The 26,554-nt window shown below is 68.2% G+C and carries 30 protein-coding genes and 1 pseudogene; 23 read left to right on the plus strand and 8 right to left on the minus strand.

All coding sequences use genetic code 11. The annotated features are described in order from the left end of the window. The first annotated feature begins 70 nt into the window (after nucleotides 1–70). Complete coding sequence (locus tag C1703_RS21155) at nucleotides 71–742, plus strand: response regulator transcription factor (protein WP_198678434.1); 672 nt, start codon at nucleotides 71–73, stop codon at nucleotides 740–742. Next, on the plus strand, nucleotides 739–1,875 hold the full coding sequence (locus C1703_RS21160; protein ID WP_114254359.1) for a histidine kinase: 1,137 nt from the start codon (nucleotides 739–741) through the stop codon (nucleotides 1,873–1,875). Before C1703_RS21155 ends, C1703_RS21160 begins: the two co-directional genes overlap by 4 nt. A 422-nt stretch (nucleotides 1,876–2,297) precedes the next feature. Here C1703_RS21160 and C1703_RS21165 read toward each other — a convergent pair. Next, a pseudogene (locus tag C1703_RS21165) lies at nucleotides 2,298–2,637 on the minus strand (mobilization protein); the annotation flags it as partial. A gap of 686 nt (nucleotides 2,638–3,323) precedes the next feature. Here C1703_RS21165 and C1703_RS21170 point away from each other — a divergent pair. After that, on the plus strand, nucleotides 3,324–4,166 hold the full coding sequence (locus C1703_RS21170) for a hypothetical protein (RefSeq protein WP_114254360.1): 843 nt from the start codon (nucleotides 3,324–3,326) through the stop codon (nucleotides 4,164–4,166). On the opposite strand, the gene C1703_RS21175 is transcribed toward C1703_RS21170, so the two are convergent. The 5 genes from C1703_RS21175 to C1703_RS21195 are packed head-to-tail and all read right to left on the minus strand — an operon-like array spanning nucleotide 4,147 to nucleotide 8,059. Next, entirely contained in the window at nucleotides 4,147–5,529 is a 1,383-nt protein-coding gene (locus C1703_RS21175) for a HAMP domain-containing sensor histidine kinase (protein WP_114254361.1), read from the minus strand. The two genes, C1703_RS21170 and C1703_RS21175, sit on opposite strands and share 20 nt — an antisense overlap. Next, nucleotides 5,526–6,188, minus strand: a complete 663-nt coding sequence (locus C1703_RS21180; protein ID WP_114254362.1) for a response regulator transcription factor — start codon at nucleotides 6,186–6,188, stop codon at nucleotides 5,526–5,528. The genes C1703_RS21175 and C1703_RS21180 overlap by 4 nt, the downstream gene beginning before the upstream one ends. Next, entirely contained in the window at nucleotides 6,142–6,894 is a 753-nt protein-coding gene (locus C1703_RS21185; protein ID WP_114254363.1) for a phosphatase PAP2 family protein, read from the minus strand. The genes C1703_RS21180 and C1703_RS21185 overlap by 47 nt, the downstream gene beginning before the upstream one ends. Continuing rightward, on the minus strand, nucleotides 6,891–7,499 hold the full coding sequence (locus tag C1703_RS21190; protein ID WP_114254364.1) for a phosphatase PAP2 family protein: 609 nt from the start codon (nucleotides 7,497–7,499) through the stop codon (nucleotides 6,891–6,893). Before C1703_RS21190 ends, C1703_RS21185 begins: the two co-directional genes overlap by 4 nt. After that, entirely contained in the window at nucleotides 7,496–8,059 is a 564-nt protein-coding gene (locus C1703_RS21195) for a DedA family protein (RefSeq protein WP_114257522.1), read from the minus strand. The genes C1703_RS21190 and C1703_RS21195 overlap by 4 nt, the downstream gene beginning before the upstream one ends. Before the next feature lie 152 nt (nucleotides 8,060–8,211). On the opposite strand from C1703_RS21195, the gene C1703_RS21200 reads away from it, so the two are divergent. From C1703_RS21200 to C1703_RS21210, 3 genes are all read left to right on the plus strand, one after another. After that, nucleotides 8,212–8,583 carry a BlaI/MecI/CopY family transcriptional regulator gene (locus C1703_RS21200; RefSeq protein WP_114254365.1) on the plus strand — a complete coding sequence of 124 codons (372 nt, stop codon included), beginning with the start codon at nucleotides 8,212–8,214 and terminating at the stop codon, nucleotides 8,581–8,583. Continuing rightward, nucleotides 8,580–9,509: a M48 family metalloprotease gene (locus tag C1703_RS21205; RefSeq protein WP_114254366.1), complete on the plus strand. Its 930-nt coding sequence runs from the start codon at nucleotides 8,580–8,582 to the stop codon at nucleotides 9,507–9,509. Before C1703_RS21200 ends, C1703_RS21205 begins: the two co-directional genes overlap by 4 nt. Before the next feature lie 115 nt (nucleotides 9,510–9,624). Continuing rightward, nucleotides 9,625–10,416 carry a hypothetical protein gene (locus tag C1703_RS21210; protein ID WP_114254367.1) on the plus strand — a complete coding sequence of 264 codons (792 nt, stop codon included), beginning with the start codon at nucleotides 9,625–9,627 and terminating at the stop codon, nucleotides 10,414–10,416. 808 nt (nucleotides 10,417–11,224) lie between these two features. Here C1703_RS21210 and C1703_RS21215 read toward each other — a convergent pair. Continuing rightward, on the minus strand, nucleotides 11,225–11,782 hold the full coding sequence (locus tag C1703_RS21215) for a hypothetical protein (protein WP_157993144.1): 558 nt from the start codon (nucleotides 11,780–11,782) through the stop codon (nucleotides 11,225–11,227). 177 nt (nucleotides 11,783–11,959) lie between these two features. Between C1703_RS21215 and C1703_RS21220 the strand changes: the two genes are divergently transcribed. From C1703_RS21220 to C1703_RS39015, 4 genes are all read left to right on the plus strand, one after another. After that, a complete protein-coding gene (locus tag C1703_RS21220; protein WP_114254369.1) occupies nucleotides 11,960–12,448 on the plus strand; it encodes a hypothetical protein in 489 nt (162 codons plus the stop codon). A 279-nt stretch (nucleotides 12,449–12,727) separates the two neighbouring features. After that, complete coding sequence (locus C1703_RS21225) at nucleotides 12,728–13,888, plus strand: dsDNA nuclease domain-containing protein (protein WP_198678239.1); 1,161 nt, start codon at nucleotides 12,728–12,730, stop codon at nucleotides 13,886–13,888. Continuing rightward, complete coding sequence (locus tag C1703_RS39010; RefSeq protein WP_157993146.1) at nucleotides 13,885–14,457, plus strand: hypothetical protein; 573 nt, start codon at nucleotides 13,885–13,887, stop codon at nucleotides 14,455–14,457. The genes C1703_RS21225 and C1703_RS39010 overlap by 4 nt, the downstream gene beginning before the upstream one ends. Beyond that, entirely contained in the window at nucleotides 14,454–16,418 is a 1,965-nt protein-coding gene (locus C1703_RS39015) for a hypothetical protein (protein ID WP_157993147.1), read from the plus strand. Before C1703_RS39010 ends, C1703_RS39015 begins: the two co-directional genes overlap by 4 nt. A 337-nt stretch (nucleotides 16,419–16,755) precedes the next feature. Here the strand turns inward: C1703_RS39015 and C1703_RS21235 are convergent, their stop codons facing one another. Further along, nucleotides 16,756–17,853 (minus strand): DUF1152 domain-containing protein, encoded by a 1,098-nt coding sequence (locus C1703_RS21235; protein WP_114254372.1) that lies wholly within the window; start codon nucleotides 17,851–17,853, stop codon nucleotides 16,756–16,758. Between the two features lie 144 nt (nucleotides 17,854–17,997). On the opposite strand from C1703_RS21235, the gene C1703_RS21240 reads away from it, so the two are divergent. From C1703_RS21240 to C1703_RS21300, 13 genes are all read left to right on the plus strand, one after another. Beyond that, entirely contained in the window at nucleotides 17,998–18,738 is a 741-nt protein-coding gene (locus tag C1703_RS21240; RefSeq protein WP_114254373.1) for a GntR family transcriptional regulator, read from the plus strand. Between the two features lie 275 nt (nucleotides 18,739–19,013). Further along, entirely contained in the window at nucleotides 19,014–19,454 is a 441-nt protein-coding gene (locus C1703_RS21245) for an ATP-binding protein (RefSeq protein WP_114254374.1), read from the plus strand. Nucleotides 19,455–19,540: 86 nt separating this feature from the next. Next, nucleotides 19,541–20,269 (plus strand): GntR family transcriptional regulator, encoded by a 729-nt coding sequence (locus C1703_RS21250; protein ID WP_114254375.1) that lies wholly within the window; start codon nucleotides 19,541–19,543, stop codon nucleotides 20,267–20,269. A 133-nt stretch (nucleotides 20,270–20,402) separates the two neighbouring features. Next, on the plus strand, nucleotides 20,403–20,753 hold the full coding sequence (locus tag C1703_RS21255) for a hypothetical protein (protein WP_114254376.1): 351 nt from the start codon (nucleotides 20,403–20,405) through the stop codon (nucleotides 20,751–20,753). 5 nt (nucleotides 20,754–20,758) lie between these two features. Further along, entirely contained in the window at nucleotides 20,759–22,132 is a 1,374-nt protein-coding gene (locus C1703_RS21260) for an FtsK/SpoIIIE domain-containing protein (RefSeq protein WP_114254377.1), read from the plus strand. 80 nt (nucleotides 22,133–22,212) lie between these two features. Further along, nucleotides 22,213–22,848: a DUF2637 domain-containing protein gene (locus C1703_RS21265; protein WP_114254378.1), complete on the plus strand. Its 636-nt coding sequence runs from the start codon at nucleotides 22,213–22,215 to the stop codon at nucleotides 22,846–22,848. A gap of 18 nt (nucleotides 22,849–22,866) precedes the next feature. Then, nucleotides 22,867–23,058, plus strand: a complete 192-nt coding sequence (locus C1703_RS21270) for a hypothetical protein (protein WP_114254379.1) — start codon at nucleotides 22,867–22,869, stop codon at nucleotides 23,056–23,058. Further along, nucleotides 23,058–23,249, plus strand: coding sequence for a mobile element transfer protein (locus C1703_RS21275; RefSeq protein ID WP_114254380.1), 192 nt, complete (start codon nucleotides 23,058–23,060; stop codon nucleotides 23,247–23,249). Before C1703_RS21270 ends, C1703_RS21275 begins: the two co-directional genes overlap by 1 nt. A gap of 9 nt (nucleotides 23,250–23,258) precedes the next feature. Then, nucleotides 23,259–23,453, plus strand: coding sequence for a hypothetical protein (locus C1703_RS21280; RefSeq protein ID WP_030246370.1), 195 nt, complete (start codon nucleotides 23,259–23,261; stop codon nucleotides 23,451–23,453). Nucleotides 23,454–23,479: 26 nt separating this feature from the next. After that, on the plus strand, nucleotides 23,480–23,737 hold the full coding sequence (locus C1703_RS21285; RefSeq protein WP_114254381.1) for a SpdD protein: 258 nt from the start codon (nucleotides 23,480–23,482) through the stop codon (nucleotides 23,735–23,737). 130 nt (nucleotides 23,738–23,867) lie between these two features. Continuing rightward, nucleotides 23,868–25,172, plus strand: a complete 1,305-nt coding sequence (locus C1703_RS21290; RefSeq protein WP_114254382.1) for a replication initiator — start codon at nucleotides 23,868–23,870, stop codon at nucleotides 25,170–25,172. Beyond that, nucleotides 25,169–25,381, plus strand: a complete 213-nt coding sequence (locus tag C1703_RS21295) for an excisionase family DNA-binding protein (RefSeq protein WP_114254383.1) — start codon at nucleotides 25,169–25,171, stop codon at nucleotides 25,379–25,381. Before C1703_RS21290 ends, C1703_RS21295 begins: the two co-directional genes overlap by 4 nt. Continuing rightward, nucleotides 25,381–26,550 carry a tyrosine-type recombinase/integrase gene (locus tag C1703_RS21300; protein ID WP_114254384.1) on the plus strand — a complete coding sequence of 390 codons (1,170 nt, stop codon included), beginning with the start codon at nucleotides 25,381–25,383 and terminating at the stop codon, nucleotides 26,548–26,550. Before C1703_RS21295 ends, C1703_RS21300 begins: the two co-directional genes overlap by 1 nt. The last annotated feature ends 4 nt before the right edge of the window (nucleotides 26,551–26,554 follow it).

The raw sequence follows: 26,554 nt of genomic DNA on the forward strand, positions 1-26,554 counted from the left end.
GCCGGACGTAGTGTCGACGGCAGCGGTGACAGAGCAGACGAGTGTGAGGCGGAACGCGGTGATCCGGGTAGTGGTGGTGGACGACGAGGCGCTGGTGCGGTCCGGGTTCGAGCTGATCCTGAACGCCTCCGACGGCATCCAGGTCGTGGCGACCGCGGACGGAGCGCGGGCCGTCGACGTGATCCGGCGCGAGCGGCCGGACGTCGTGCTCCTCGACATCCGTATGCCGGACGTGGACGGCCTGACCGTCCTGAGGGAGATCCGGACGCTGCCCGAACCGCCGACGGCGGCCATGCTGACCACCTTCGACACCGACGAGTACATCCTGACCGCGCTGCACTCGGGAGCCGCGGGCTTCCTCCTCAAGGACACCGAGCCCGAACAACTCGCCCAACTCGTCCGCACCCTGGCCGCGGGCGGGGTGGTGATGTCCCCGAAGGCCTCGCGGGCACTGCTGCGCGGCCATCCCGGGGCGGACGCGCCCCAGGTCGCGGAGGACGTGGCGCGCGTGAACCTGCTCACCGACCGCGAACGTGACGTCCTCGTCCTGATCGCGGAAGGACTGTCCAACGCCGACATCGGCACCCGCATCCATCTGAGCGCGGGCACCGTGAAGGACCACGTCAGCTCGATCCTGACCAAGCTCCGGGTCGCCGGCCGCGTCCAGGCGGCGCTCCTCGCGGAGCGGGCCGGACTGCTCAGCGACGACGGCGCCGACCCGGCACGGGGCAAGGGGCGATGAGCATGGGCCAGGCACTGTGGCGGCGGGTGCCGCCCTGGGCCGTCGACGCGGGCCTCGTCGTGCTCGCCGCGCTCGACGCCTGGATCAACCTCTACGGCGAGGCGACACCGTTCATATGGGCCTGCGCCGCCCTCGGCTGCGCCGGACTGCTCCTGCGCAGGCGCTCTCCCCTGGCCGTGTTCCTGCTGACCCTGCCCATGACCCTGTTCATGGACGTGGCAGTCGCGCCGATCGCAGCCCTGTACGCACTGGCCACGCGCACCCGCAACCGCCTGCTGCTGGCCGGCTGCGCCCTGCTGAACGCGGCGGCGGCCACACTCGCCTGGCCCCTGTCCGACACGTTTTCCGGCGACACGTTTCCCGGCGACCGGACCTGGACGCTCATCCAGTTCGTCTACACGCTGGCCACGGCCTTCGCCCCCATCCTGTTCGGCCAGCTCGTGCAGGCCAGACACGACGTGGCCCGCCAGCTCGTCGAGGTCGAAGTGGCCCGCGAGCACGAACGCGCCCTGTACGCCCAGACCGTCCTCGCCCGCGAACGCGCCCAGCTGGCCCGCGAGATGCACGACGTCGTCTCCCACCAGGTCAGCCTCATCGCCGTACAGGCCGGAGCCCTGCAGGTCGCCGCCAAGGACCCCGACGCCCGTGACGCCGCCCGCACCATCCGCACCCTGAGCGTGAACACCCTCGACGAACTCCGCCACATGGTCACCCTGCTGCGCGCCTCCGGCGGCAAGGAGACCGAACTCACCCCCCAGCCCACCCTCGCCGACCTCCAGCAGCTGATCGCCAACAGCGGCATCGAGACCACCCTGACCGGCGGGCTCCCGCCCGGCATCAGCACAACCGCCCAGCGCACCGTCTACCGCACGGTCCAGGAAGCCCTGACGAACGTACGCAAGCACGCCCCCGGCGCCCGCGCCGACGTCCACCTGTGGCACGACGCACACCACTTCGGCGTCACCATCACCAACACCGCCCCCACCCGCCCCTCCGTCGCCCTGCCCAGCGCCCGGCACGGCCTGATCGGCCTGAGAGAACGCGCAGAACTGCTCGACGGCACCCTCACCGCCGAACCCACCCCCCAGGGCGGATACAAGACCGAACTACGGGCCCCCACCCGGCCCGCCTGAACACAACCCGCCCGAGGCGGCTCGACGCCGTAGGACGCGGCAGAACGCGCCGCTCCTGACCGCGGTGGACCGCTCTTACGGGCACGCCATGGGCACGGAACGCAACGTCCGGTGGGCACAGCGGGTGCACGAGCGCGCACCGCGCTCCCCCGGGCGCGGTGGGACGTTCAGCTGGGGATCTCCTTCGCGCCTGCACAGCCTCTCCGGCGAAGCCCGTCTCCTGCCGCGGCCTTGTCCTCGACCGGTATCGAGGCCAGGCGCCATCCTGTGCGCTCTGGCGGCGCGTCTCTTGCAGGCACGCCAGAGACCTCGAAGGCACACGATGCGATGCCGCTCTACTTGGTCGTCACCTCCATGGCCCCGTCGGGCACAACGCCCGCCATCCGGCCGACGGCCGGGGCCGCAACCGCCTGGACGCCGGCCCGTACTCGGCCCTGGCGTTCCGCCTTGTGGCGTTCGGCGCTGGTCATGGCGCTCGGCGGCGGTACCGTCCCCGGGCGTGACGCGGCGCAGCCCGTCGTCGGCGCACCGGCAGGCTTGCTCGTCGCCGTCGGGGGTGATGCCGGTGGCAGCGACCATGCGGCGGGCGACCGCGGCCCAGTCCGCGTCGGACAGGACCGGGTCCTCGGGGGCAGCCCGCTCGTAGGTAGCCTTCGGGGCCCGGCCCGGCCCGGCCCGGCCCGGGTCGGGGGTGAGGGGGGCGAATGCGGCGACGAGGTGATCACTCAGCGGCACCGCCGTAGCAGTGGGCGAGCAGGGCATCGGCGGCGTCCGCCATACGTAGGGCGGCGCTTCGGACGGCCTCGGTCCGCTCTCGGGGGCAGGCGCGGGTACGTGGCCGAGGAACTCCCGGGCAGCGTCCGCGTTCGGGGCAACGCCGACTGTCACCCATGTCTGCCCGTCCCACTCCATCAGGGCGCGCGGGGCGTCGGGGGCGACATGGGAGGCGCGGGCTCCGTCGGCGAGGGAGACGGCGCGGCGTGTGCCGGTGGTCTGCCGTTCCGCAGCACGCCGCCGGTCGCGTCGGGCCATCTCGATCGCGACGGTACTCGCAGTCGTCCTGTGAAGGCGACGCCGACCGGGATCTTCGGCGTGATCGGCCTCGCGCTGTCCGCCGACTCCGGTCGGGTGTACGCGGCCGTGGAGAACAGCAACCGGATCGTCTCCGTGGAGACGGTGACGTACACCCAGACCGCGAGGGGCCACGCTCCAGGTCAAGAGCGACAAGTCGCGATGAGCGGTGAACCGAAGTCCCAGTCCGTCGCCAGGGCCCGCGTCGGGGATTCCCTGCCCGGGGAACTGCCGGACGACGGCGAGCGCCTCGCCCGCGACCAGTCGGAGCGGCGGAACAGGGCGTGGGCGCGGTGGTGTGGCGGTGCTCACGGCGCCCGATGTCCACGATGCGGCAGTCAGGATGCGTTCAGGCAGCCGGTGGCACGGTCGGCCTCATGTCATACGAGACCTCTGAGACGTCCGAGATGCCCGCAGCCCCCGGCTCCGCGGCCGCTGCTCGTGGCCCCGGTCTGCGCTGGAACAAGGTTCCCGAAGTCACCGTGTACTTCTGGGTGATCAAGGTGCTGTGCACGACGGTCGGCGAGACCGCGGCCGACATGCTGAACGAGAAGCTGGGCCTGGGCCTGACCGGTGTGTCGCTGCTGATGAGCGTGTTGCTGGCGGCGGTGCTGGTCTGGCAGTTCCGTACGCCCGCCTACCGCGCGGGCGTGTACTGGCTGGCCGTGGCACTGATCAGCGTCGTCGGCACGCTGATCAGCGACAACCTCACCGACAACCTGGGCGTGCCGCTGGCGTTGAGTACGACGGTGTTCGCGATCGTCCTCACGGTCGTGTTCGTCGTCTGGTACCGCCGTGAGCGGACGCTGTCCATTCACGACATCGACACCCTGAGCCGTGAGTCCTTCTACTGGCTCGCCGTGCTGTTCACCTTCGCGCTCGGTACCGCTGCCGGTGACCTGGTCGCCGAGCGCATGTCGCTCGGCTACTGGGTGTCGGCGCTCCTGTTCGCCCTCGCCATCGCCGCGGTCGCGGTGGTGCACTTCGCGCTGGGCTTCGACGCCGTGTGGAGCTTCTGGATCGCCTACGTCCTCACCCGGCCGCTGGGCGCCTCGGTGGGCGACTACCTCTCCCAGCCGACCGCGGACGGCGGCCTCGGCCTGGGCACGGTGGTCACCAGCGTGCTGTTCCTGGCGGTGATCCTCGGCCTCGTCGTGTTCCTGACGGTGACGCGGAAGGACGTCACCGAGCGGGAGCGGGTCACCCTGCCGGCAGGGTGACCACGAACCGCGCTCCGTGGGCGCGTAGTTCGTCGTAGGTGACCTCCCCGGCGGCGGAGCGGGCCAGGCGTCGCGCGAGCGGCAGCCCCAGGCCCGCTCCGCCGTGCCCGTCGCCGGGTTCGGCACGCCGGCCCGGCTGGAAGAGCTTCCCGGCGAACGAGGGCGGTACGCCGGGGCCGTCGTCGGTGACATCGATGCGTACGCCGGCCGGCTGCCGGCGCGCCACGACGGTGACGTGTGAGCGCGCGTACCGCAGGGCGTTGTCGAGGAGGGGACTGACGATGCGTTCGAGGAGCGCGGGCGGGACGCCGGCTTCCAGACCCGGGTGCGTGCCGTCGACGATGACCTTGACGTGTCCGGGGATTTCGAGACGTTCGGTGAGGAGACGCAGCACGGGCAGGACGTCGGCGGTGCCGGGCGCGGTGGAGGCGCTGTCGCGCGCGTCGTCCAGCAGGGTGTCGCAGATCGTGCGCATGGACTGGGCGGCGTCGCTGATGGCCGCGTGGGTGGTCCGGGTGTCGGCAGCCGAGCGGGGCCGGGCCTGCCACCAGTCGAGTTCGGCGACGATCCGGCTGAGCGGGGTGCGCAGTTCGTGCGACAACTCGCGGGTGAGCTGCTGTTCGTGGCGCAGTACGGCCCGGATGCGGTCCAGGAGGGCGTCCAACGACACCCCGAGGCGGGCGAGTTCGGTGGGCTGCCCGGCCGCGCCGAAGCGCTCGGTGGAGGCGACGGCGCTCCACTGGGTGGCCTGGTCGGTCATCGTGCGGACGGGACGCAGCGCTCGGCCGACGGCCAGGCGCGTCAGCGCGTAGGCGCAGGTGAGCACGACGGCGTCGAGGGTGAGCGAGGCGAGGAGCAGAGTGTCGGCCGAGCTGCGGTAGGGAGACAGGTTCAAGGCGGTGACCACGGTCGCGGCGCCGCCCATGGCCTGCGCGCACATCCGTACGGGGCGACCGGGGCGCTCGTCGAGGGTGGTGCAGTGCTGCCCGCCGCGCGCGGCGAGCCGGGTGGCGGCGCGGGTGACGGGGCTGGTGGGCGACGCGGAGGGCGGCCGTTCGAGCAGGCGGGTGCCCGCGTAGATCCACACGTTGGTGTCGAGGAGTTCGTCGTTCGACGTCTCCCGGACGCGTACTCCGGCACGGCCGGTGTCGACGGTGGTGGCCACGGCGGCGGCCCGGGTGCGCAGTTCGTCGTCCGCCTGCCGCTGGAGGTGCTGTCGGACCACGGCGTTGAACACGACGGTGAGGATCACCATCAGGAACGCGGCGGCGGCGAGGGCGACCAGGGAGAGCCGGCCGCGCAGCGTGCGGGGCGCCAGACGGGAGAGCGGGCGGGAGACCGGCCGGGTCAGGAGTGCGGTCATGACAGACGGTGGCCGATGCCGCGGGCGGTGGTGACGGTCAGTTCGCTGCCGCTGTCGCGCAGCTTGCGACGTAGCCGGGTCAGGTACTGGTCGAGGGTGTTGTCGCTGACGTGCGCGCCCTCGGGCCAGCCGGCTCTGACCAGCTCTCGTCGGCGCACGATGTCCCCGGACGCGGCCATGAGCGCGGCCAGCAGGCGGAACTCGGTCGGCGTCAGGTCCACCCCGGCGCCGCGTACGGTGAGACGGTGCCGGACGGCGTCCAGGACCAGGTCTCCGGTCGCGGCGGTCGGCCGAGGACCGGCGCGTCGGACGGCGGCCCGCAGCCGGGCGGCGAGTTCGACCAGGTGGAAGGGCTTGGGCAGGTAGTCGTCACCGCCGGCCGAGAAGCCGCTGAGCCGGTCGGTGAGCCGGTGGTGGGCGGTCAGGAAGACGACCGGGGCCAGGAAGCCGTTCCCCCTCATCGCCTGGCAGACGTCACGGCCGTCCGCGTCGGGCAGGCCGACGTCGAGTACGGCCGCGGCGAGGTCGGCGGTGGCCAGGCGCAGGGCGGTCGCACCGTCCGGCGCGGGCACGGTGTCGAAGTCCTCGTCGCGCAGACCGCGCAGCAGGACGTCACGCAGGACGTGATCGTCCTCGACGACCAGGATCCTGGGGCGCATGCTCCACCACCTCCTCCGCGGTGTCCGTCGTACCGGTCACCGTCGTGTCTCCGGTACCCGAGATGACCTGTTCGGGCGCCCACTTGGCCACGGCGGCGACGCACAGTCCCAGCCAGCCGAGGCCGAGCAACCAGCCGCCGAGGACGTCGGTGAACCAGTGCACCCCGAGGTAGACGCGGGTCAGTCCGACCAGCGCGCCCCAGCAGCAGGCGGCGAGGGCCAGCAGGGCCCGGCCGCGCGGGCCGCGCACGAGTACCGCGACGACGAGCAGCCCGGCGGTGAGGGTGGCGGTGGTGGCGTGGCCGGAGGGGAACGCCCACCCCGAGGCGTGTGCCGCCCAGTCCGCCCGGGGTGGGCGGGGCCGGGCGATCAGCTGCATCACCCCGTACCGGGCCGCCTGCCCGGTGCCGAGGCAGGCGACGCAGAGGGCGACGGCGAACAGACGGCCGCGTACGGAACGTCCGGCGACGAGACCCGCCAGCACGGCCAGCATGTAAGGGATCACGCCCGTGCCGGTGGCGGTGAGCCCACGGGCCAGTGCCAGCGCCACGGCGGGGCGGTGTGCAGGGGGCCAGGAGTGGAGGTCCTCGTCCGTGTACAGCACGGCACCGTCGCCGCCGACCACGACCAGGGCCAGGACACCGAACGCCGCCAGGGCGCCCAGCCCGGTGCATCCGGCCGGATCGGCGATCTCCCGGCGGTTCACCGCGCAGGCACCAGCAGCGGACGTATCCGCGTCGCGCTGAGCCGTCGCGCCAGTGCGTCGGGGTGGCTGCGCACCACGGCCGTCAGCAGCGACGCAACGAGAGCCCCGACCAGCACGCCGGCCACGACGTCGTGCGGATAGTGCGCGCCGACCCAGACCCGGGAGGCGGCCATCGCGCAGGCGGCCACCGCCGCGACCGTACCGAGCCGGCGGGAGACGAAGAGGAGCGCGACGGCGGCCGCGGCGGCGACGGCCGCGTGATTACTCGGGAACGACCAGTCACCCGGCGCCGGGCACGCCTCCAGCGTCACCACCCGCAGGCTCTGGCAGGGCCGGTCCTCGCGCACGACCAGCTTCAACGCGTCGTTCACCGCGTACGCCACCACGACGGTCACCGGCGCGGCCAGCGCGACCAGCGCCGCACGTGCGCCGACCTGCCGCGCCCGCCACCAGCCCACGGCCATCAGCACGGCGAACACCGCCAGCCCGTACGTCGACCAGGCCGACACCAGGCTGTCCAGCCAGGCCGGGGAGCGGCGGGCGAGGTCCACCACGTCCGTGTAGGCGGAGCCGTCGACCGAGGCCCCGTCGAAGGCGAGCATCATCCGCGTGCCTCCTTCGCCTGCGCCCGGCGGGACCGGTAGAGCTCGGCGGCGAGGGGGACCGGTGACAGGGCGACGAGCGCGACGATCGGCAGCAGGTAGCGGTCCACGTTCGGCACGGACGAACCGAGGGCGTACCCGGCGAGGATCAGGCCCAGGCTCCGGACGAGTCCGCCGGCCGGCTGCCACACGGTGAACGTCCGTATGGGCACTCGCAGGGCGCCCGCCATGGGGTTGGGCACCGTGCGCACCACCGGCACGAAGCGGGCCGGCACGAGCGCCTTCGCGTGCCCGTACCGCTCCGGCAACTCCTCCGCGCTCCGGGCTCCTTGGTGCAGGCGGGCCGATTCGCTGCGGTCGAGCAGGGCTCCGCCGGCCCTGCGCCCGATCAGGTAGCCGCACTGGGAGCCGACCAGTGTCCCCGCGGCGGCGACGAGCAGCAGCGGCGTCAGGGACAGCCGCAGGCCGCCGGGGGCTGTCCCGGTGGCCAGCAGGCCGGCTGTGGACAGCAGGGACTGGGCACTGAGATTCACCGCCAACCGTGAGGCCGTGGGAGCGGCCATGGTCGCGAGCACCGTCATACGCGAGCCCTCTCATACTGGACGGACGGGAGCACGCGGACACGGCACCCGTGACTACTGGCGACCACCTACTGACTACAATCCTGTAGACGGTCTACCGCACTGTAGACGAAGACGGGGTGAGGATCGTTCCCATGAACGACGCGAAGGACGAACGCCGACCGGCGGGCGAACTCGAGGCCAGTGTCATGGCCGCACTGTGGGCCGCCGACGGCCCGCGCACACCGGGGCAGGTGCAGGCCGACCTCGCCGTGGACCTGGCCCGCACCACCGTGACGACGATCTTGACCCGCCTGCACGACAAGGGCGTCGTCGGCCGCGAGCGGCAGGGCCGCGGTTACGCGTACTTCCCCGTCGAGGACGCCCCCGGCCTCACAGCCCGCCGTATGCACGGCGAACTCAACCGGGGTTCCGACCGTGAGACGGTCCTGGCCCGCTTCGTCGCCCGGCTCAGCTCCGACGACGAGCGGGTCCTGCGCGAGCTCCTGGAATCGGGTGAGCAATGACCCCGCTGCTGCTGATCCCGCTCCTCCTGCCGTTCGCGGCGCGACCCCTCGCGGCCCGCGCACTCGACCGCCTCGCCCCCGTCGCCGCGCTGTGGACACTGGTCATCGCCGCGATCGTGCTGGCCGGCGCCTCCGTGTCCGCGCTCGGCGCGCTCGTCCTGACGGGCTTGCTCGAACTGCCTGTTCTCGCCGAGTTCGGCGAGCTGGTCCACCCGCTGCCCACGCCGTCGGAGGCGTTCGTCCTGCCCGCGGCCGCAGCCGCCGCCGGCGCCCTCACGGTCAGCGCCTGGACGCTGCTGCGGTGGGCCCTGCGCCAGATCCGCGCCGTGCGCACCGCCCGTCGGCAGGCCGACTGCAGCGGTACCGCGGGCGACCTGTGCGTCGTCGACTCGCCTCTCCCGGACGCGTACGCCCTGCCGGGCCGCCCGCACCGCATCGTCGTCACCACCGGGATGCTCCGCAGCCTCGCCCCCGCGGAGCGCCAGGCCCTCTTCGCCCACGAGCGTGCCCACAACGCGGGCGGCCACTACCGCTTCCTGCTCGCCGCCGAGCTCGCGGCCCACTGCCACCCCGGGCTGCGCCGTGTCCGCGATGCCGTCCGGCTCGCCGCCGAACGGGCGGCAGACGAAGCCGCGGCCACTGCGGTGGGTGACCGGCGCCTGACCGCGCGGGCCATCGCCCGAGCCGCTCTCGCCACCCGCGCCTCGCCCTCCGCTCGCCCGGACTTCGCCTCCGCCGCGGCCACCGGCCCCGTCCCCCTGCGGGTCGCGGCCCTCCTCTCGCCACCCGCGCCACGCCCCCGCACTGCCTGTTGGATCGCCCTGCTTCTCGCCGCCTGCGCGGCCGTCTCGGCCTGCGCAGCGGCGACCGGCGTGATCGCGTTCCATCACGAGGTGGAGATCGCTCAGGGCGAGGCGCGACGCTGACCGGCCGTCGCATTCAGGACTTCAGTCGGGCAAGGGCAACTTATGCACCAGAAGCCCAAAAACTATGGCAAAGGCACCTGGGCTGCCGCCAGTTGCCCGTGTCATCGTGCGGGCCATGACGACACAGCACGTCCTTGATGACCGGCGTCGCGTTCCGCTGCGCCCGATGGCGAACAAGGTGCCCGAAGTGACCGCCTGCTTTTGGATCATCAAGGTCCTGACGACCGGCATGGGGGAGACGGCCTCCGACCTCCTGGCCCGCGTGCTCGGCCCCGTACCGGCGGTCGCTCTCGGCGGACTCGCCCTGGTGGCCTCCCTGGCCGTCCAGTTCACCGTCCGCCGCCACATCGCCTGGGTGTACTGGACCGCCGTCGTCATGGTCAGCGTCTTCGGCACGATGGCGGCCGACGTCCTGCACGTCGGCCTCGGCGTCCCCTATGCGGTGTCGACTCCCGTCTTCCTGGTCACGCTGGCCGCCGTCTTCGTCCTCTGGTACGCGAGCGAGCGGACGCTGTCCATCCACGGCATCCACACCCGTCGCCGCGAGGGGTTCTACTGGGCGGCCGTCCTGGCCACGTTCGCCCTCGGTACCGCCGCGGGCGACCTCACCGCCACCGCGGGCCTCGGCTACCTGGGTTCGGTCGTCCTCTACGCGGCCGCGATCTGCGTACCTGCCCTGGCCCACCGTTGGGCCGGTTTCAACGCGGTGGCCGCTTTCTGGTCCGCATACATCATCACCCGTCCCCTCGGTGCCTCCCTCGCCGACTGGATGGCGGTCGGCCACACCCGCGGCGGCCTTGACCTGGGGTTGGAGCCTGTCACCCTCGCGTGGACGGCCGCAATCCTGGGCTTCGTCGCCTACCTGGCGACATCACAGCGTGACAGGCGCGGTGGCGTCGCGACCTGACCGGATGCGCCTGGCCGCCGCCCCCCGGCGAGGCGGGCGGCTCCCGGGCGCAGAACCGTGACGCGTCCCGTGATACCGCGGACGACGTGGTGCGCAGCTGGCGAGGACGCGGGTGACTGGCTCCGAAGGAGCCGTGGACGGCGGTGCCGGTGTGGTTGACGAAGGCGTCGACGAGTCGGTGGCCCACCTTCCTGTCGCGGTGGCCCGACACTTCGCTTCGCACTCAGGACACGCAGAGGGCACACGCCACACCGAATTGGCCTGGACAACGAACGAACCCCAGGTCACTGACCTGGGGTTTCTCTCTGGAGCGGGTGACGAGAATCGAACTCGCGCTCTCAGCTTGGGAAGCTCGGGTTCTTTGGCGGGATTGCTGTACCGACCTGCGGGGGAGCCGTGTTGGAGCCCTGGTCGCACCCGGGGCGCTACCCGCTGTTCCCCGTGGTTCCCCGCAGGATCTGGCACGCGTATGGCACGGTGCCTTCGCCTCGAAGGTCCCCCTGGCAGAGCTGGGAGCCCCGGAGTGTCTGAGCCTCAGCGGATGACAGTCGACCACGACGGCGGGTGCGCTGACCAACCACGCACGCGTGTGCCTCGCCGCGTCCCCGCCGTCCTGAGCCACGCTGCCATGCCGTCGACCAGAGCAAGCCGCGTAGGTGGAAGCGTGGCGGTGGAACCTTGACTAGAAGGCCTCATGTCCCGAAGCAACTCGGGCGGGGACGGCGCCTTGGGGTGGTATGGCTGTGGGCGTCAACCGCCTGCCGGGCGACCGTCTGCGCCCGGGGGTGCCCCAGGGGTCGGCCGCGCGTCACTCATCCCCGGGGTCCGGGATCGAGTCGAGCAGCGCGTAAGCGTCCTCCTCAACCTCAGCCCGGCCCATACCCACGTCCATCTTGACGGCCTGCAATTCGGGCAGCTTGAGCCACTCCAACTGCTCCAGTGTGTAGGGGCCATCGCTCTCACCAAACGCCGTCAGCAGCCTGGCTGAGATGCGCTCCACCTCGGCCTCGGCCCCACGCTTCTCGCACATGGCGCGCGCCATTTGATGGATGACCGACACATCCTCCTCGCGAACGTCCCGCAGCACTGCGAGGAGGGACCGCAGATGCTCGGGCACCGTGTCGTCCGGCCGCACCCCGCACCACTGCTCGGCGACCATCTCCGCGACCCGGCGCACAGGCACCTCCAAGGCTCTGGCCAGGTACGGGTAGAGGCTCGGCTTGGGCGGGTCCTCAATCTCGTTCCACCGCACTTTGTTCCACCATGTCACCGATCGCTTGAAGTCACAGTCGGAAGCCATCTCCTGGTACGTCTTGCCGGCCTTGGCGTTGAGCCGGGTGACCCGCTCACTGAATACGTTTCCCATGGCGGGGAGCATCATCTGAAAAATACAAACTGTCAACTATAGTTGATGTCAATCCGCGATTCTGGTAAGGGGGTTGACCCACTTGGGGCGCGGCTCAGGGAGCTGCTGACCCCGGGGCCCGCGGCCACGGCCGATATTCGTCTGCCCCCACGGGGCTGTGCTGCCAGAATCCGGAGCATGAGCCGCACTCCCGAACTGCCGTGGCCTGTGCCCGACGAGCGATTCCGCCACTGGGCCAGTCAGTTCGCTGACATGCACGACCTGGTCCGTGACCTCGTTATCCCGTCCGGCCTGCCCCGGGCTGCGGAAAGCGTCCTGACCACGGCACGCGAGCTGATCCGCATGAGCTATTACCGCTACGAGTTCATGATGATCGGCGCTGCTACCTCCGTCATCGCCATCGAGACCGCGCTCACCGACCGCTACGGCAAGGGCACCCTGGCTGGTCACCTCGGGAAGGCCCGTGCTGACGGACTTCTCACCGAGGAGCAGTACGACCTCCTGGATAGCTGTGGGCGGCCGATCCGGAACAGCTATGCGCACGGGGATCTCACCCATGCCGTGCTGACCCCGCCCCTGGCCATCGGGATGGTCCGTACGTCGATCACGATCCTTGCCGAGTTGCACGCCAGCCCTCGCCCCGGGACCACGGCCTCGAGCGAATAAGCGTTCGCGTGATGCTTCTCGTGCGCAGCCAGTGATTAGGACTCGCCGGACAGCAACCCCTCCGCATCGGCTGCATGGTGACAGCGTTACCACTTGGCTGGATCTTGCCTATGGGCATGTTGTTTCAAGTCGCCTAGCATCATGACGACGGGTAGACCCTCTGTCGCGGTGTGTCACACGCTCACCTCGGTAACAGACCGCCGTCGGGGGGCGCAGCAAGATCGTGGGGGTGTTGTGGGGAAAGCGGAGCCGGCCAACGTAATGCGAGAACTCGCCCGCATGGAGGGTGAAGACACCGGCATCAAGACGTTTGCTCGGTACCGCTGGCAAGCAAAACAGGCCGTCCGGCATTGGCTTACATGCCTTAAACCGGACGGGGGGCCTCTTGCGATTGTGTGCGAGAGGCTTGAAGACATCACCATTGTTCGTGCAGACGCCATCCGATTTGCGCAGCTTAAAACTAGAGACCGTGGATCATGGAGCGCAAAGTCCGTCTGCGACAGGGGGCACGGAGTCGATTCACTGGTGCGCACCTCTAAAGCGGTGCGCGAGATCGGGCTTCATGACCGAGCAGTCTTCGAACTATGGCTCGAAGGGCCAATGTCCGAGCTTAGAGAGACAGTCGACTTCTTCGCCAACCCGGCAACCGCTTCTGCGGCGATTCGGACAAAGATCGTGGCCCTCGGTCTCGAGAGATCTCATCTCAGCGACTTCCTCGAACGCATGATAGTACGAGTACAGCAACCGTCACGTCCACATATTGATGCTGTAATTCTGCGGGAAATGGCGGCACTGTGGCCTGCCCAATCGATCGCGGAGCTCGAGGATATCTACACTCGGCTACTTGATGCCGCCTCTGCGGCGCAGGCCGGCGAGCATCCAATTGGCCAGATTCGACGCTTTGTAGCTCAGTGCGTTGATGCCTCTGCTCTTCCTGGCGTTCCAGACGACATGGACGTGCATGTACTTAGCAGAGCAAAGATCGTGGCATTGACCCCGCCTCTTCCAGTCGAGACGGATGACGAATTGCTCGCTCGCATGTCCGCCGGCGAAAGCTCCTCCATGCTTGAGCTTAAGATGAGGCGTGCGGGTGCCAGCCAACAGGTATTGCACCAGGCGCAGAGTCTTCGCGCGCAGGCAGAGGTAGCTCGACAGCTAGCTATGGCCAGCCGGACTGATTTGGGCGAGGATCTAGAAGAGCTCAAGGAGAAGGTGCTCACCGTAGCGCGGGCAACTGCTACACGCGCCCATCTGAACGGCGCTATGAACCCTGTTGCGGCATCGCGGCCCGCAGATTTCATAAGTGCAGAGCTCTTGAGTAACCCCCATATTCTTGGACAGCTCGACAAAGCGGATATCTTCGCGCGTGATGGGATTGACGTTTTCGGTTACCTTTGTCAACTGTCCGACGAATGCCATTTCGGATGGAGGGTGGCATGACTGCGATCATCGTTGACCCTTCTAGAAGCATCCCCCGTCACAGATTTCGCTCCTCTCCCGAGGCTGAAACTCGACTGCTGCTTTTGATTGACGGATTCAGTCGCAAGCGGGGTGGCGAAGTTAGGAGTTTAGAAGGGCGAGTGAAACTAGCCAAACTCGACTTCTTGCTGCGCTACCCTAAGCATTTGGTCCGAGTTCTGGAAAGTATTGGGGTGGGGGCCCCCGACAGCGATCTCCTTAATTTGCAAGAGGCGCCTCTCGATTCTCGGATGATGAGATATCGATATGGTCCATGGGATCCTTCTTACTACGCAGTCTTGGGATCTCTGATCGGCCGCGGTCTGGTGAAAGTAGAGCCTCTACCGAGAACATCAGGTCTCGGCTATTCAACTACATCAATTGGCGCGTCGCTGGCATCTGAGTTGAGTAAAGATGAAAGCTTCTCGGTGATTAATGCCAGGATCAAGGTTCTTCGCCGACACCTTGATAAGAGTGGCAGCACCTTAAAGGATTATCTGTACAAGCTTCCAGAAGTGGCAGACTCAACGTGGCATGAGGAGATCGGATGAGCATGCCAACTCAGTCGGCTCAAGTATTGGAGCCAGAGGCTCGTCGCCTCACCATCTTCGCAATGGATCTCGTGGGCGGGGGTCGTCGAGTATCCCTGAAGCCCGGACTGAACCTGGTCCACGGGAACATCACCACGGGAAAGACGACGTTCGTACGCCTTATCAGGTCGCTTCTTGGGACGGTTCCTTCCGGACTGCCTGAGGAGACTGAGGTCGTCAGCGACATCCGTGCTCGCCTGAATTTGGGCGGGCAGCTGTGGGAAGTTAATCGTCCTCTGAGCTCTACTCGAAGCGCACCTGTCGACCTAGTCGAGGTCTTGGACGAGGATGGTCGAGAGCCTCGAACGCTTCGTCTGCCGGCGGTTGGATCCCAAGCTTCCTTTGGTCGATTCCTCCTCGATCAAATGGACATTCCTGCAGTATCAGTCCCGCAAGCGCGGTCGAAGCCCACTGAGGGGCTCACACCTGTCACAATGTCTGACTGGCTGGGGTACTGCATTGTCACCGGTGACGAAATCGATGCTCAGGTCTTTGGTCATCATCACCCCTTCCGTGATCAGAAACGGCGGTGGGTATTTGAGCTCGCATACGGTCTATACGATGCCGAAGTCGCTAAGCTCGTGGCTGCGCTCAAGAGCGTTGAAATTAAGATCGGCGCGCTCGATCGAGAGGAAGAGCTGCAGAAGCAGTTTTTGGCCGAGACCCCCTTTTCTAGCTCCGAGGCACTAGTCCGACGCATTGCGGAGATCGATTCAGCTTTGGCTGAAAATGCTACGCAGTCCGTGGATGGTGTATCGGAAGTCGTAGCTACTTTCGACGTGGGTAAGCTGCGAGAGGATCTGCTCCTTAGTCGCGCTAAGGCGCGTCAAGCGGCAGACGAGATACGTAAAAATGAAGGTCAGCTTAAGGACCTCACGGACCTGTTGGGGCAACTCAAGAGCCAGTTCTCAAGATTGACTAGGGCCATCATTTCGGATGAGTGGCTTGTTGACTTTGATTTCGTGGTGTGTCCGCGCTGCGGTAGTGACGTGGAGCCCGCTCGCGCGACAGACGAATGTTGCTACCTTTGTCTGCAAACGCCTGGCAGCAGCTCATCGAGAGAGGCATTCCTGGCAGAGCAGGATCGCATCGTAACTCAGATTCAAGAGACAGAGTCGGTGATTGCTTCAAGGCGCGAGAGCCTAAGTTCGCTAAGGGCCCTTCACGCAGAGTTGAGTGAGCAGGAGGAGATCCTGTCGGCTCAGTTGAACAGCCGAACACAAACTTTCGTATCGGATCGCGAGTCACAGATTGCTGAATCGGCGAGCAATCGTGCCTACTTGGCGGCGGAACGCAATAAAGCCGAGGAGTATCTACGCATCCTCGAGCGATTTCAACTCACTTTCTCGAGCCGCCAGGAGCTTGAAGAGCAAAAGGCGGAAATTGAGGATAAAATCGCCAGACGCGAACTGACAGCGTCGGCGTCCGAATCCTATATTGAGCTACTGGAGGATAGACTCCTTGGCTACCTGTCGCAGCTAAATGTTCCGCACTTTGATGCCGACCTAAGTGTCACGATTAATCGGAAGACTTACCTGCCGGAAATCAGTGGACGAACCTTTGACGAATTGTCGAGCCAAGGGTTGAAGACACTGGTTAACGTGGCACATTCTCTCGCGCATCACACCGTCGCGATTGACAATAACCTGCCGATGCCTGGACTATTGGTTCTTGATGGTCTGTCTGCGAATGCTGGGCGGCGAGGTTTTGACGAGGATCGAATCCGGGATATGTATCAGCTCCTCATGAGTGTTTCAGAGGAGTATGGCGATCGACTACAGATAATTGCCGTCGATAATGATCCGCCTGCCGATCTGTGGGGCGACCTGTCGAGTATGGAGGTTCTCCATCTTACGCAGGAAGACAAACTGATTCGCTTTCCGCCGGTAGTTGTTCCTAATCAGGCAGCGGGAACGGAATAGGTCGGTGGAGCGGCTTTGGGGTGGCGCTGCTTTGGCGCGAGTGATCATGGCCCCGTAAGCTTCCGGCGCGTCGGGCAGTCTGTGGACCTGCCCGGTAAAGCACGACGTTGGGGCCATGATTTTCGAGGCTCGCGCCAAAGTGGCTCCGTAAAGCCGTGGAGCCGACCGCCCCAGCCGCGACGTACCCCTTCTCTGACATCAGGCCGCTGCATGCTCTTAGCGCGGCACGGGCGCCGGCCGGGCTGGAGCGGGGCGGAGACTGGAGCGCAGGCCCGGCCGGGGGCCGGGCCGCGCGCGGTGAGCGGAGCGAGCCGCCTTGAACCCGTGAAGAAGGTTGTTACTCAGTGGTGGCTGTGATGCGCCACAAGGGAGCGTCGTACTGCTGTGGACGGCTGTTGATGAGCAGCTGGCGTAGGTCTTCGCGCAGGGAGCCGTTCAGGTTCAGGGCTTCGGTGATGCGGCGGAACGTCGTATGGGTGACTCCGCGGCCTCGGGCTTCGGCTACGAACTGGTCGAGCTGAGACAGCACGACCTCAGGGTCGAGCTGTGCCGGTGGCTGGTCCTTGAGCCATGCGGCCTTGTTGCGCTCGTAGTCGATCTCCGAGTAGCCGCAGATTTCGCGGCTGTGTGCCTCAATCTCGTCTAGGTTGGCGGTCGTCAGGATGGCGCGGGCCAACTGGTTGCGGGTCAGTGCCTCGTCCAGGTCGACCTCATGGACCGTCGGTCCCTCGCCAGTGAGCGGCACAGGAAGGCCGGCGTCTCGCATCTCGCAGGTGCCGCGTACGCCTCGGGCTGTCGCCGCGAGCATCCCGGTTGCCTCGGAGGGGTGCCACTCCAGGACCGAGCTGATGGGCTCGACGTTCTTCGTGGTGAGGGTGTGGATGAGCGGGCCGAGCATGCCGCGCACTTCGTCGAGGGGGAGTTCCCCGTCAAGGCCGGGGCCCGCCACCAGGAGGCGAACAGGAGCGTTCAGCTGGCAGCACGCGGCGAGGGTGACGGCATCGGCAAGCGGGCTCTTCAACGTCGGCTCATCGCCGCGGGCGAGGATGTCGCCGCCCACGTCCAGGAGGTCGATCGACTCTGGTGACAAGTGGTCCGCCAGCTCTTCGAGTTGGCGGGTGACGCCTTCGACCCCGTAGCGCGGATCGATCAGCGCGAACGTGTGCCGGAGCTCTGCTGCGAGTCGGGGGAGAGTCGAGCCCGCCGGAGCGATCGGGCGAGCTTCGGCCGGCACTGCCCAGACCGCTGGGGTGAAGGGCTGGAGACCGGTGAAGTTGTCCGGTCCTCGGGGACCGGGAACCGGGTCGATCAGGAGACGGTCCCACGCGTACGTGAGGATCACCGCCTGCTCCTCGTCGCCGTAGAGGGCGGCGTGAATCATTGCGGCGGCGACTGCGTCGCCCCCTCCTCCTGCTGCGACGATCAACCGCGTCATGCGTCTCAGCCTACGGGGTAGGGGGTTGACCACTCACCCTATAGTGGCTAGAGGCCATAGCCACTTGTATCGAGAAGCAGGCCTCAGCTCGGTAGCGGGGTGCCCGCCTACTCGCCTGGGGCTCGCCTTGGGTGAGGAGGACTGATGCCGCAGATCGAGGAGGCTCAGCCGAAGTATCTCCAGATCGCGCACTACATCCGTGATCAGATTCTTCGGGGTGACCTGCGACCGGGGGACGAAGTGCCGTCCGAACGGCAGTTGGCAGCGGACTGGAAGGTGTCGCGGCCCACGGCCGCGCGGTCGTTGGAGGCGCTGAGCCATCAGGGGCTCGTCGAGAAGCGTCAGGGGTCGGGCACGTATGTGCGGAGCCTTGAAGTCAACCGGCGGGCTCGTGAGCTGTACGGGCGCGCTCGGCAGACCGGGAAGATCTACACGCCCGGGGAGTACGCCGTAATCACCTCTGCCGGTTGGCTGGAAGCGCCGGACCATGTGGCTGAAGCGCTGGGCCTGGTCAAGGATCGCCGTGCGGTGCACCGCCGGCGGGTGACCAACAACCAGGACGGGCCGATCACGCTGTCCACCTCGTGGTTCGCTCCGGATGTCGGTCAGCGCGCGCCGAAGCTGCTGGAGCCGGAGCGGATCCAAGAGGGCACGCTGCTGTACGTCGAGAACATGACCGGTCGGCAGGGAAGTTACGCGGAAGATCGCATGTGCGCGCGGGAGGCGACGGAGGAGGAGGCCGAGGACCTTCAACTTGCCGCCGGCTCGGCTGTGCTGATCGTGCACCACGTCGTCTTCGACCTCCAGGACCGGCCGTTGGAGTTCGCTGAGGCCACCTACCCGCCGCATCGCTGGGCGTTCGAGCAGGGCTACCCCCTCACCTGAGGGGGCCAGTTGCGGCGAATCGCTTGCGTGGGCCAAGTGGCTAATGCCACTATCCAGAAAGTGGCTAAGGCCACTTCACTGGGAGGAGGCGCGGTGTGACGAGTCAGCGGCCGGATCAGGGCACGCACTTACCTTGCCGGGGTTGCCGGGGGCGCGGTTGGAAGCGCGTCGGCTCGCGTACGACCCTGGCGCTTGCCACCGCTGCCGACCGCGCCCGCGCCACATCGAAGCGGCGCTGCCTCGACTGCGACGGCAGCGGCAGGAAGTGAGCACCCATGGCCTACATGATCGACCGCTACCCGTCTGAGGAGTCACCGCGTCTCGGTGCGATGACCTTGCACCCTGTCGCTGAGTCTGTGCCGCGGGCTCGGCGCTGGTTCCGCAAGTTCATCGCCCCGTACAACCCAGCCTGCTCCGTCGACGACTGCGTGCTGATGATCTCGGAGCTGGTCACCAACGCCATCGCTTACGGCCGGTCGGACGAACCCTGGCTCGTACGGGTTGAGTGGTTCCGTGAGGGGACCTCGCTCCGAGTCGACGTGCACAACCCCGGCTTTCTGGCGAACGTGCGGCTGAGGCATCCCGACGCCAACGACTCCCACGGGCGTGGACTTCTCCTGGTTGATTCGCTGGCCGAGTCGTGGCACGCCGCACCGAGCCGCTTCGGCGGAACCGTCGTCTCCTTCCTGGTAGCCGATGCCTGGCCCGGAAGGTAAGAGTTCGCTCCGCTTCTACTTTGACAATCGAAGATTCGCTAGTCTGGTTGACCAGTTGACTTGGCCAATCCCGACAGGCGGCGTTCATGGCGTATGAAGTGGAGCCACCGAAGTACGTGCGCCTCGCACAGACGATCCAGCGTCGCATCGAGGACGGCACGTACCCGCCTGGCACTCGGGTACCCAGCGAGAACCAGTTGGTGCAGTCCTTCGGGATGTCCCGCCCCACCGTCGTGCGGGCGCTGGAACTGCTGAAGCGTGATGGCTGGCTGGAGTCCCGACAGGGGTTCGGCACGATCGTGCGAGGCCGCCCGGCTGTCGTTGAGCAGAAGGACCGCCGGGGGACTGAGACGCTCACGCGCGATGAGTCGGGAGCGGCGGGCCGGTTGGTCGAAGTCGGCTACGTCCCCGTTCCGGCGCGGGTCGCATCCGTCCTCGGGCTGCCCAAGCGGGCCAAGGTTCTCATGCGCCGGTTCCTGGCGGAGGAGGATGGCGAACCGGTGGAGCTGGTGTCGTCCTACTTCCCCGCCGGCCTGGTCGAAGGTACGGAACTGGAGAGCGCCGACGCGCTGGCAGGTGGCACCCGCGCACACCTGGAGACGCGCAAAAAGGTCCGCTTCGACCATGTGACGGAACGGGTTTCGGCGCGTCTGCCGGAGCCCTCCGAAGCGGAGCTTCTGGATCTCCCTGAGGGGGTTCCGGTCCTCAGTGTCCTGGTCGTCGCGTGTGACGCTTCTGGGCAGGCGCTGCAAGTCTCCGACGTGCTGCTTCCCGCCGACCGGCAGGAACTGGAAGACACCTACCGTCTGAACTGAGCCCGATGGGCGGCCCGTTCGCCGCCTACTCCACCTAGATTCGCACTTGACAAGTCAACTTGACATCTCTAGCTTCGAACTTGCTAAGTCAACTTGTCAGGTGACGAGTTGATCGACTCAAGAGGAGAAATCTGTGCGTGTGATCCGTATTGACGCTTCGACCGCCACGATCCTGCTCACCGAAGCGCCGGCGCCGAAGGTGCGTGACCGGCAGACCGGTGAGATCGCCAAGGACGCCGTGAGCGGTGAAGCGCTGATGACGGTCGGCGTCGTCTACATCGACGAAGGTGAGTCGTCGCTGATCCAGGTCACCGTCCCCGAGAGCGGTGTGACGGACGGCCTGACCGTCGGGGCCCCGGTCTCGCTGCCGGGGCTCATCGCCCGGCCGTGGGAGAGCGTCTTCAACGGGCAGCAGCGGCACGGCATCGCCTACCGGGCGACCGCCGTTGCTCCGGGCGCCTTCCCGATGGAGCAGGCGGGCTGATCGTCGTGATCGACCTGGTGACGTGGGCCGAGCTGGGCGGGTCGCTCGCTGCGATAGGCGGCGCGGCCTACGCCCGGCATGCCCATCCGGCGGCGTACTGGTCCACGGTCGGGCTGCCCGTCTCGATGGCCCGACTGCTGGCCTCGTATACCTCCACCATGGACGCGTGCGGCCTGACAGTTGAGCCACCTCGGTGGCGGGCCCTGGCCGTCAAGGCCACGACTCGCCGTGAGGTCCGGCCGGTGCCTCCCCGCCGGGGCATGATCCGGCCCACCTCGACCGGTCTGCGGCTCCGGCTGCGGCTGGCTCCGGGCCAGGAACCAGCGGACGTGGCGGCCTCGGCCGAACGGCTCCGGCACGCCTGGGGCGTCCATGCCGTGTACGTGCGGGACGTCAAGCCCGGTGTCGTGGAACTGCGGCTCGTCGGCTTCGACGTCCTGCGCAAGGTACGGATGCCCCGTCGGACCGACGCTGGTCCGCTTCGGGTGCCGGTGGCTCTGCGGGAGGACGCAACTGCCTTCGTACGGGACTACCGGGCCGTACCTCATGAACTCGTGCTCGGCGCCACGCTGTCCGGCAAGTCAATGTTCCTGCGGAACCTGCTTGCCGGGCTGGCCGCTCAGCCGGTGGTCCTGGTCGGGATCGACTGCAAGCGCGGTGTGGAGCTGGCGCCGTTCGCTCCTCGACTCTCGGCGCTGGCGACCGATCCGGAGCAGGCGGCCGAGCTGCTGCCCGTGCTCGTCAAGGAAATGGAGGACCGATACGACCTGATCAAAGCGCGGCAGGGCATCGCGCCCGGCACCCCGGATGAGCTGATCACCTCGGACGTCTGGGGCCTGCCGGAGGATGAACGCCCGGCTCCGATCGTGCTGTTCGTCGACGAAGTGGCGGAACTCTTCCTCGTCGCCACGAGGAAGGAGGAAGAGCGACGGGACGAGATGGTCACTCAGCTCATCCGGCTCGTTCAGCTCGGCCGTGCGGCCGGCATCTACCTGGAGGTCTGCGGGCAGCGCTTCGGGGCCGAATTGGGCAAGGGAGCGACCATGCTCCGGGCACAGCTCACCGGCCGGGTCTGCCATCGGGTGAACGACGAAGCGTCCGCGAAGATGGCGCTCGGTGACATCGCCCCTGAGGCTGTTCTGGCCTCTTGCGCCATAGCGGCTGAGTTGCCCGGCCTCGCCGTCGTCGGCGACACGTCCGGCGGCTGGTCCCGCATCCGCACCCCTCACCTGTCCCTCGCCGACGCTGCGGCCACCTGCCGCGAGACGGCGCACCTCGTCCCGGATATTCCGGCGCTCGCGCCGTTCCGGCCTCATGTTCCACCCGTGCCGGTGAAGGAGTCCGGTCCCCTGGCCACTCCTCAGCCGATCACCGAGTAGCCGACTCGCTCCCACGGTCGGCGCGGCCGTCCCGCGCCAAGTCCCTAGCCGACCCATGTCCGGAACTGGAAGGAGTGGCCGTGCGTGCCCTGCCCGTCCGTGTGGACGCCGTGCTCGTTCAAGCGGTGATCGCTGCCGCGCTGTCCTTCGCTCACCTGCATGACCTGGCGCTCGCTGCCGGACAGGAGGGCTGGAAGGCCTGGGCCTATCCGGTCTCCGTCGACCTGCTGTTGGTCGCGGCCTGGCGGCGCCTGCGCTCCGGTGAGGCGAAAGCGGCCGGGTGGTGCTGGTTCCTCGTCGCGCTGACGGCGTCCCTAGGCGCCAACGTCGCCACCGCCGGGCTGCTCGACTTGGAGGACGTACCGGCCTGGCTCCGCATCCTCGTCGCCGGCTGGCCTGCGGTTGTCTTCCTCGGCGGCACGCTGCTCGCTCACGGAGCAGCGCATCCCAGCACGGACCCGGCTACGGCACAGGCGCCGGAACCGACCGCCGCAGACAGTGAGCCGCCTACTGCTGCGCCCGAACTGCCGGCCGCCGCACTGGAGTCGGCGCCGCCGCCTGCAGCCCCGGTACCGCCCGCGCTCGTCACTCTCGCCCGGAAGGTCGCCGACGAACACCGCGCCCGGACCGGGACCGACATCGACACCTCGACCCTTCGCGCCCGGCTCGGTGTGCCCATGCCGCTCGCCGAAGCCATCACCACCCAACTCACCTGACCCGGAGGAATCTCCCCCTTGCGCCCGTCCACGCTCCGCGCGCTCAAGCGCGCCGCCGAGCTGACCCGACAGAACCGCCTGACCGAAGCCGTGCTGATCGCCGAACCGGTGATCCTCGCCGCCGACAGCTACGAGGGCGACGAGATCTTGCGCTGGCTGGCCGGCCACGTCACCGACTTCACCGGCGAGACCGACAAGGAGATGCCCTGATGTCCGCCAACCGCCGTTTCCGCCGCGTCGTCCGCATCGGCCCCGTCCAGGTCGCCACCTACAACGACGGCCGGGGCCGAGAGAAGCACACCGCCGCCTGCACGGCTCCGCGCTGCGGCTTCTCCACCGACTACGACAGCCGCGCCGCCGCCGAACTGGCCGCACGCACCCACCGCTGCCGCGTCCGCTGAGGAGCTCCCGTGACCGTCTCGCTGCCGCTCGTCTTCGTCCTGGGCGTCATCGCCTGGGCCGCGATCAAGTTCCTCGGCATCCGCCTCTGGGTCGCCGTCGTGATCGCGCTGTTCGGCTTCTGGCTCTCGCACACCATCCTCGCCCCGGCCATCGAGTCCGGCACCCGCTCCGGGGTCGATGTCGTCAACGGCACCCACGAATGACACCCCGACCGACAAGGAGTCCCGCGATGTTCCGCCCCAAGCTGCCCGACACCCCGCACATCCAGAGCATCACCACCCACATCCCGCAGGATCACGCCCCGGCTCCTTCCGCCGGCCGCTCGGTCGCCCCGTTCGTGGGGGTCGGCGCCGGTGCGGTCGCCGCAGTGGTCGTCGTCGGCGTCGTCCTCACCGCGCTCCTGGCGGCGGTCGCCGTCTCGGCCGTGTCTGTGGCCATCGCCGCCGTGGTCCTGCGCTCCCTCGTCACCGGCGCCAACAGGCGCTGACCGGCCGCCGGGGCGGCAAACGCCGCCAAGCATCCCGCCGCCCCGGGGCCGTCCCTCCCAACCGCCGAAACAGCCGAAAGGAAGACCCATCATCACCCGGCAGACTCCGCCCCCGCTGGCGGAACTCTCCATGCTGGCCTCCCTCGGCACCATGCCCGAGCTGGCCCGCCAACTCTCCGGCCTGGGTGGGTGCGCGAACCCCGTGCGCCTCGACGGCCACCGCACCGAGTACGCGGTCGACCGGACAACCGGAGAGATCGGGCGTGTCCTCCACCACCTCGACTCGTCCTCCCTGCCCGCCGGAAGTCTCCTCGTCCGCTGCAACAACCGCCGTGCCACCCGCTGCGCGGCCTGCGCGGAGGTCTACCGCCGAGACACCTTCCACCTGATCACCGCCGGACTCCGCGGCGGCAAGGGCACCGCCGAACAGGTCGGCACACACCCGCGTGTCTTCGCCACCTTCACCGCGCCGAGCTTCGGCCCCGTTCACAACCGCCTCTCCAGCGGTCGGCCTTGCCGCTGCGGTGCCCGGCACGACGAGACAGACCCGGCCCTCGGTACGCCCCTCGACCCGGACGCGTACGACTACGAAGCGGCTGTCCTCTGGAACGCTCATGCCGGAGCCCTCTGGCGGCGCTTCTCGATCTACCTGCGTCGTGAGATCGCCAAGCGCGCCGGACTCACCCAGCGTGCGTTTCGGGACCACGCGCGCGTGTCCTTCGCCAAGGTCGCCGAGTACCAGAAGCGGGGAGCCGTCCACTTCCACGCGGTCATCCGCCTGGACGGCCCGGAGGGCGGCGACACGGCCCCTCCGGCCTGGGGGTCCGCCGAGCTGCTGACCGACGCCATCCATGCCGCCGCCACCGCCACCCGCGTCCACGGACCGGATGTCGACGGCCGCGCCCACACCTTCACCTTCGGTCGCCAACTCGACGTGCGTACCATCCGCTCCGCCGACTTCGACGGCGGGCAAGAGCTGACCGACCGGGCCGTAGCGGCGTACATCGCTAAGTACGCCACCAAAGGCGCCGAGACAGCGACCGGCACCCTGGACCGGCCGATCCGTTTCCTCGCCGAGCTGGCACAGGCCCGGATCACCGACCACGCCCGGCGCATGATTCGGACGGCCTGGACCCTCGGCGCACGCAAGGACCTCGAACACCTCCGCCTGCGCGCCTGGGCGCACATGCTCGGCTTCCGCGGCCACTTCTCCACCAAGTCCCGCCGCTACTCCACCACCCTCGGCGCCCTCCGCGACGCCCGCGCCGCATGGCGCCGCACCCAAGCCGCCACGACCGCCGCTCCCCAGGACGGCGAAACCACGCTCGTCCTCGCCCACTGGGTCTTCGCCGGAACCGGCCTCAGTACCGGTGAAGCCTGGCTCGCCACATCCCTCGAACCCGCCCCCGGAACGGAAGGAGAGCCCACCACATGAACGACCGCTACCTGTCCGTCGACCAGGTCGCCGAGTTGCTCGGCACGACTCCTCGCTTCCCCCGGCGGCTCATCGAGGAACGGCGCATCCGGTACGTGAAGGTCGGCCGGCATGTGCGTATCCCGGAAAGCGCGGTCGAGGAGTTCATCCGGTCCCGCACGGTGGAGCCGCTCAGGCGCCCCCGGCGGCGCTATGGAAGGGCTGCCTGATGGCCAACAACAGGGGCAGGCGTCGCCGCTTCGGTGCGATCAGAAAGCTCCCCTCCGGCCGGTACCAGGCGCGCTACCCGGGGCCCGATGGGGTGATGCGTCCGGCACCGTTCACGTTCGAGACGACGGCGGACGCAGATGACTGGCTCGCCGAGAAGCAGACCGAGATTCGCCGTGGCGAGTGGCGTGACCCCGACGCAGGCGCGGTGAGCTTCCGGGCCTACGCCGAGAAGTGGGTGGAGGAACGGGAGCTCGCACCGTTGACGCAGGACCTGTACCGCTACCTCCTCGACAAGCACCTGTTTGCCTTCGCGGACTTGGACCTGGACGAGATCACCGCGCCGCGAGTTCGGGAGTGGCGGGCTGAACGCCTTCGGCTCACCGGTGCCAAGACGATCACGGCCAAGGCGTACCGGCTCCTCAAGGCCATCATGGAGACCGCCGTGGACGACGAACTGATCACGCGCAATCCATGCCGTATCAAGGGCGCCGGTAAGGAGAAGGCTGCTGAGCGGCGTATCGCCACCGTCGGCCAGGTGGATGCCCTCGCCAACGCGGTCGGCATGCGCTGGCGGCTCATGGTCTACCTCGGCGCCTACGGTCCGCTCCGGCCGGAAGAGCTGGCCGGTCTCCGGCGCCGGGACGTCGACCTTGACCACTTACGGCTCCGGGTCCGCCTCGCCGAGCCGGAGCGGATGAACGGGCGCCGCGTCCAGGGCGACACCAAGTCCGAGGCCGGTACCCGGACTGTGATTCTTCCCGCCTTCCTCCGCCGTGAGCTTCGCTGGCATCTGGAGTCCTACGCCGAGCCGGGCCCGGACGGGCTGCTCTTCGTCGGTGAGAAGGGGGCGCCCTTCCGGCGCAGCACCTTCGGGCGGAAGTGGCGGAAGGCCCGGGAGGTCGTCGGCATGCCGGAGGGCTTCCGGTTCTACGACCTGCGGCACACCGGGCACACGCTCTCCACCCGATCCGGTGCCACCCTGAAGGACACGATGGTGCGCGCCGGACAGTCCTCCGAGAAGGCCGCGCTGATCTATCAGCACTCCGACGAGGAGCGCCAAGAGGAGGTTGCCGCCGGCCTCGACGCCACCGTCCGGAAGGCTCGGGAGGAGGCTGCCCGGAAGACGGCCGAGACACCTTCTGGCACGGATCTGGCACGCGGCCAGTGATCAC

The organism is Streptomyces sp. Go-475 (assembly GCF_003330845.1).
Lineage (GTDB): Bacteria > Actinomycetota > Actinomycetes > Streptomycetales > Streptomycetaceae > Streptomyces.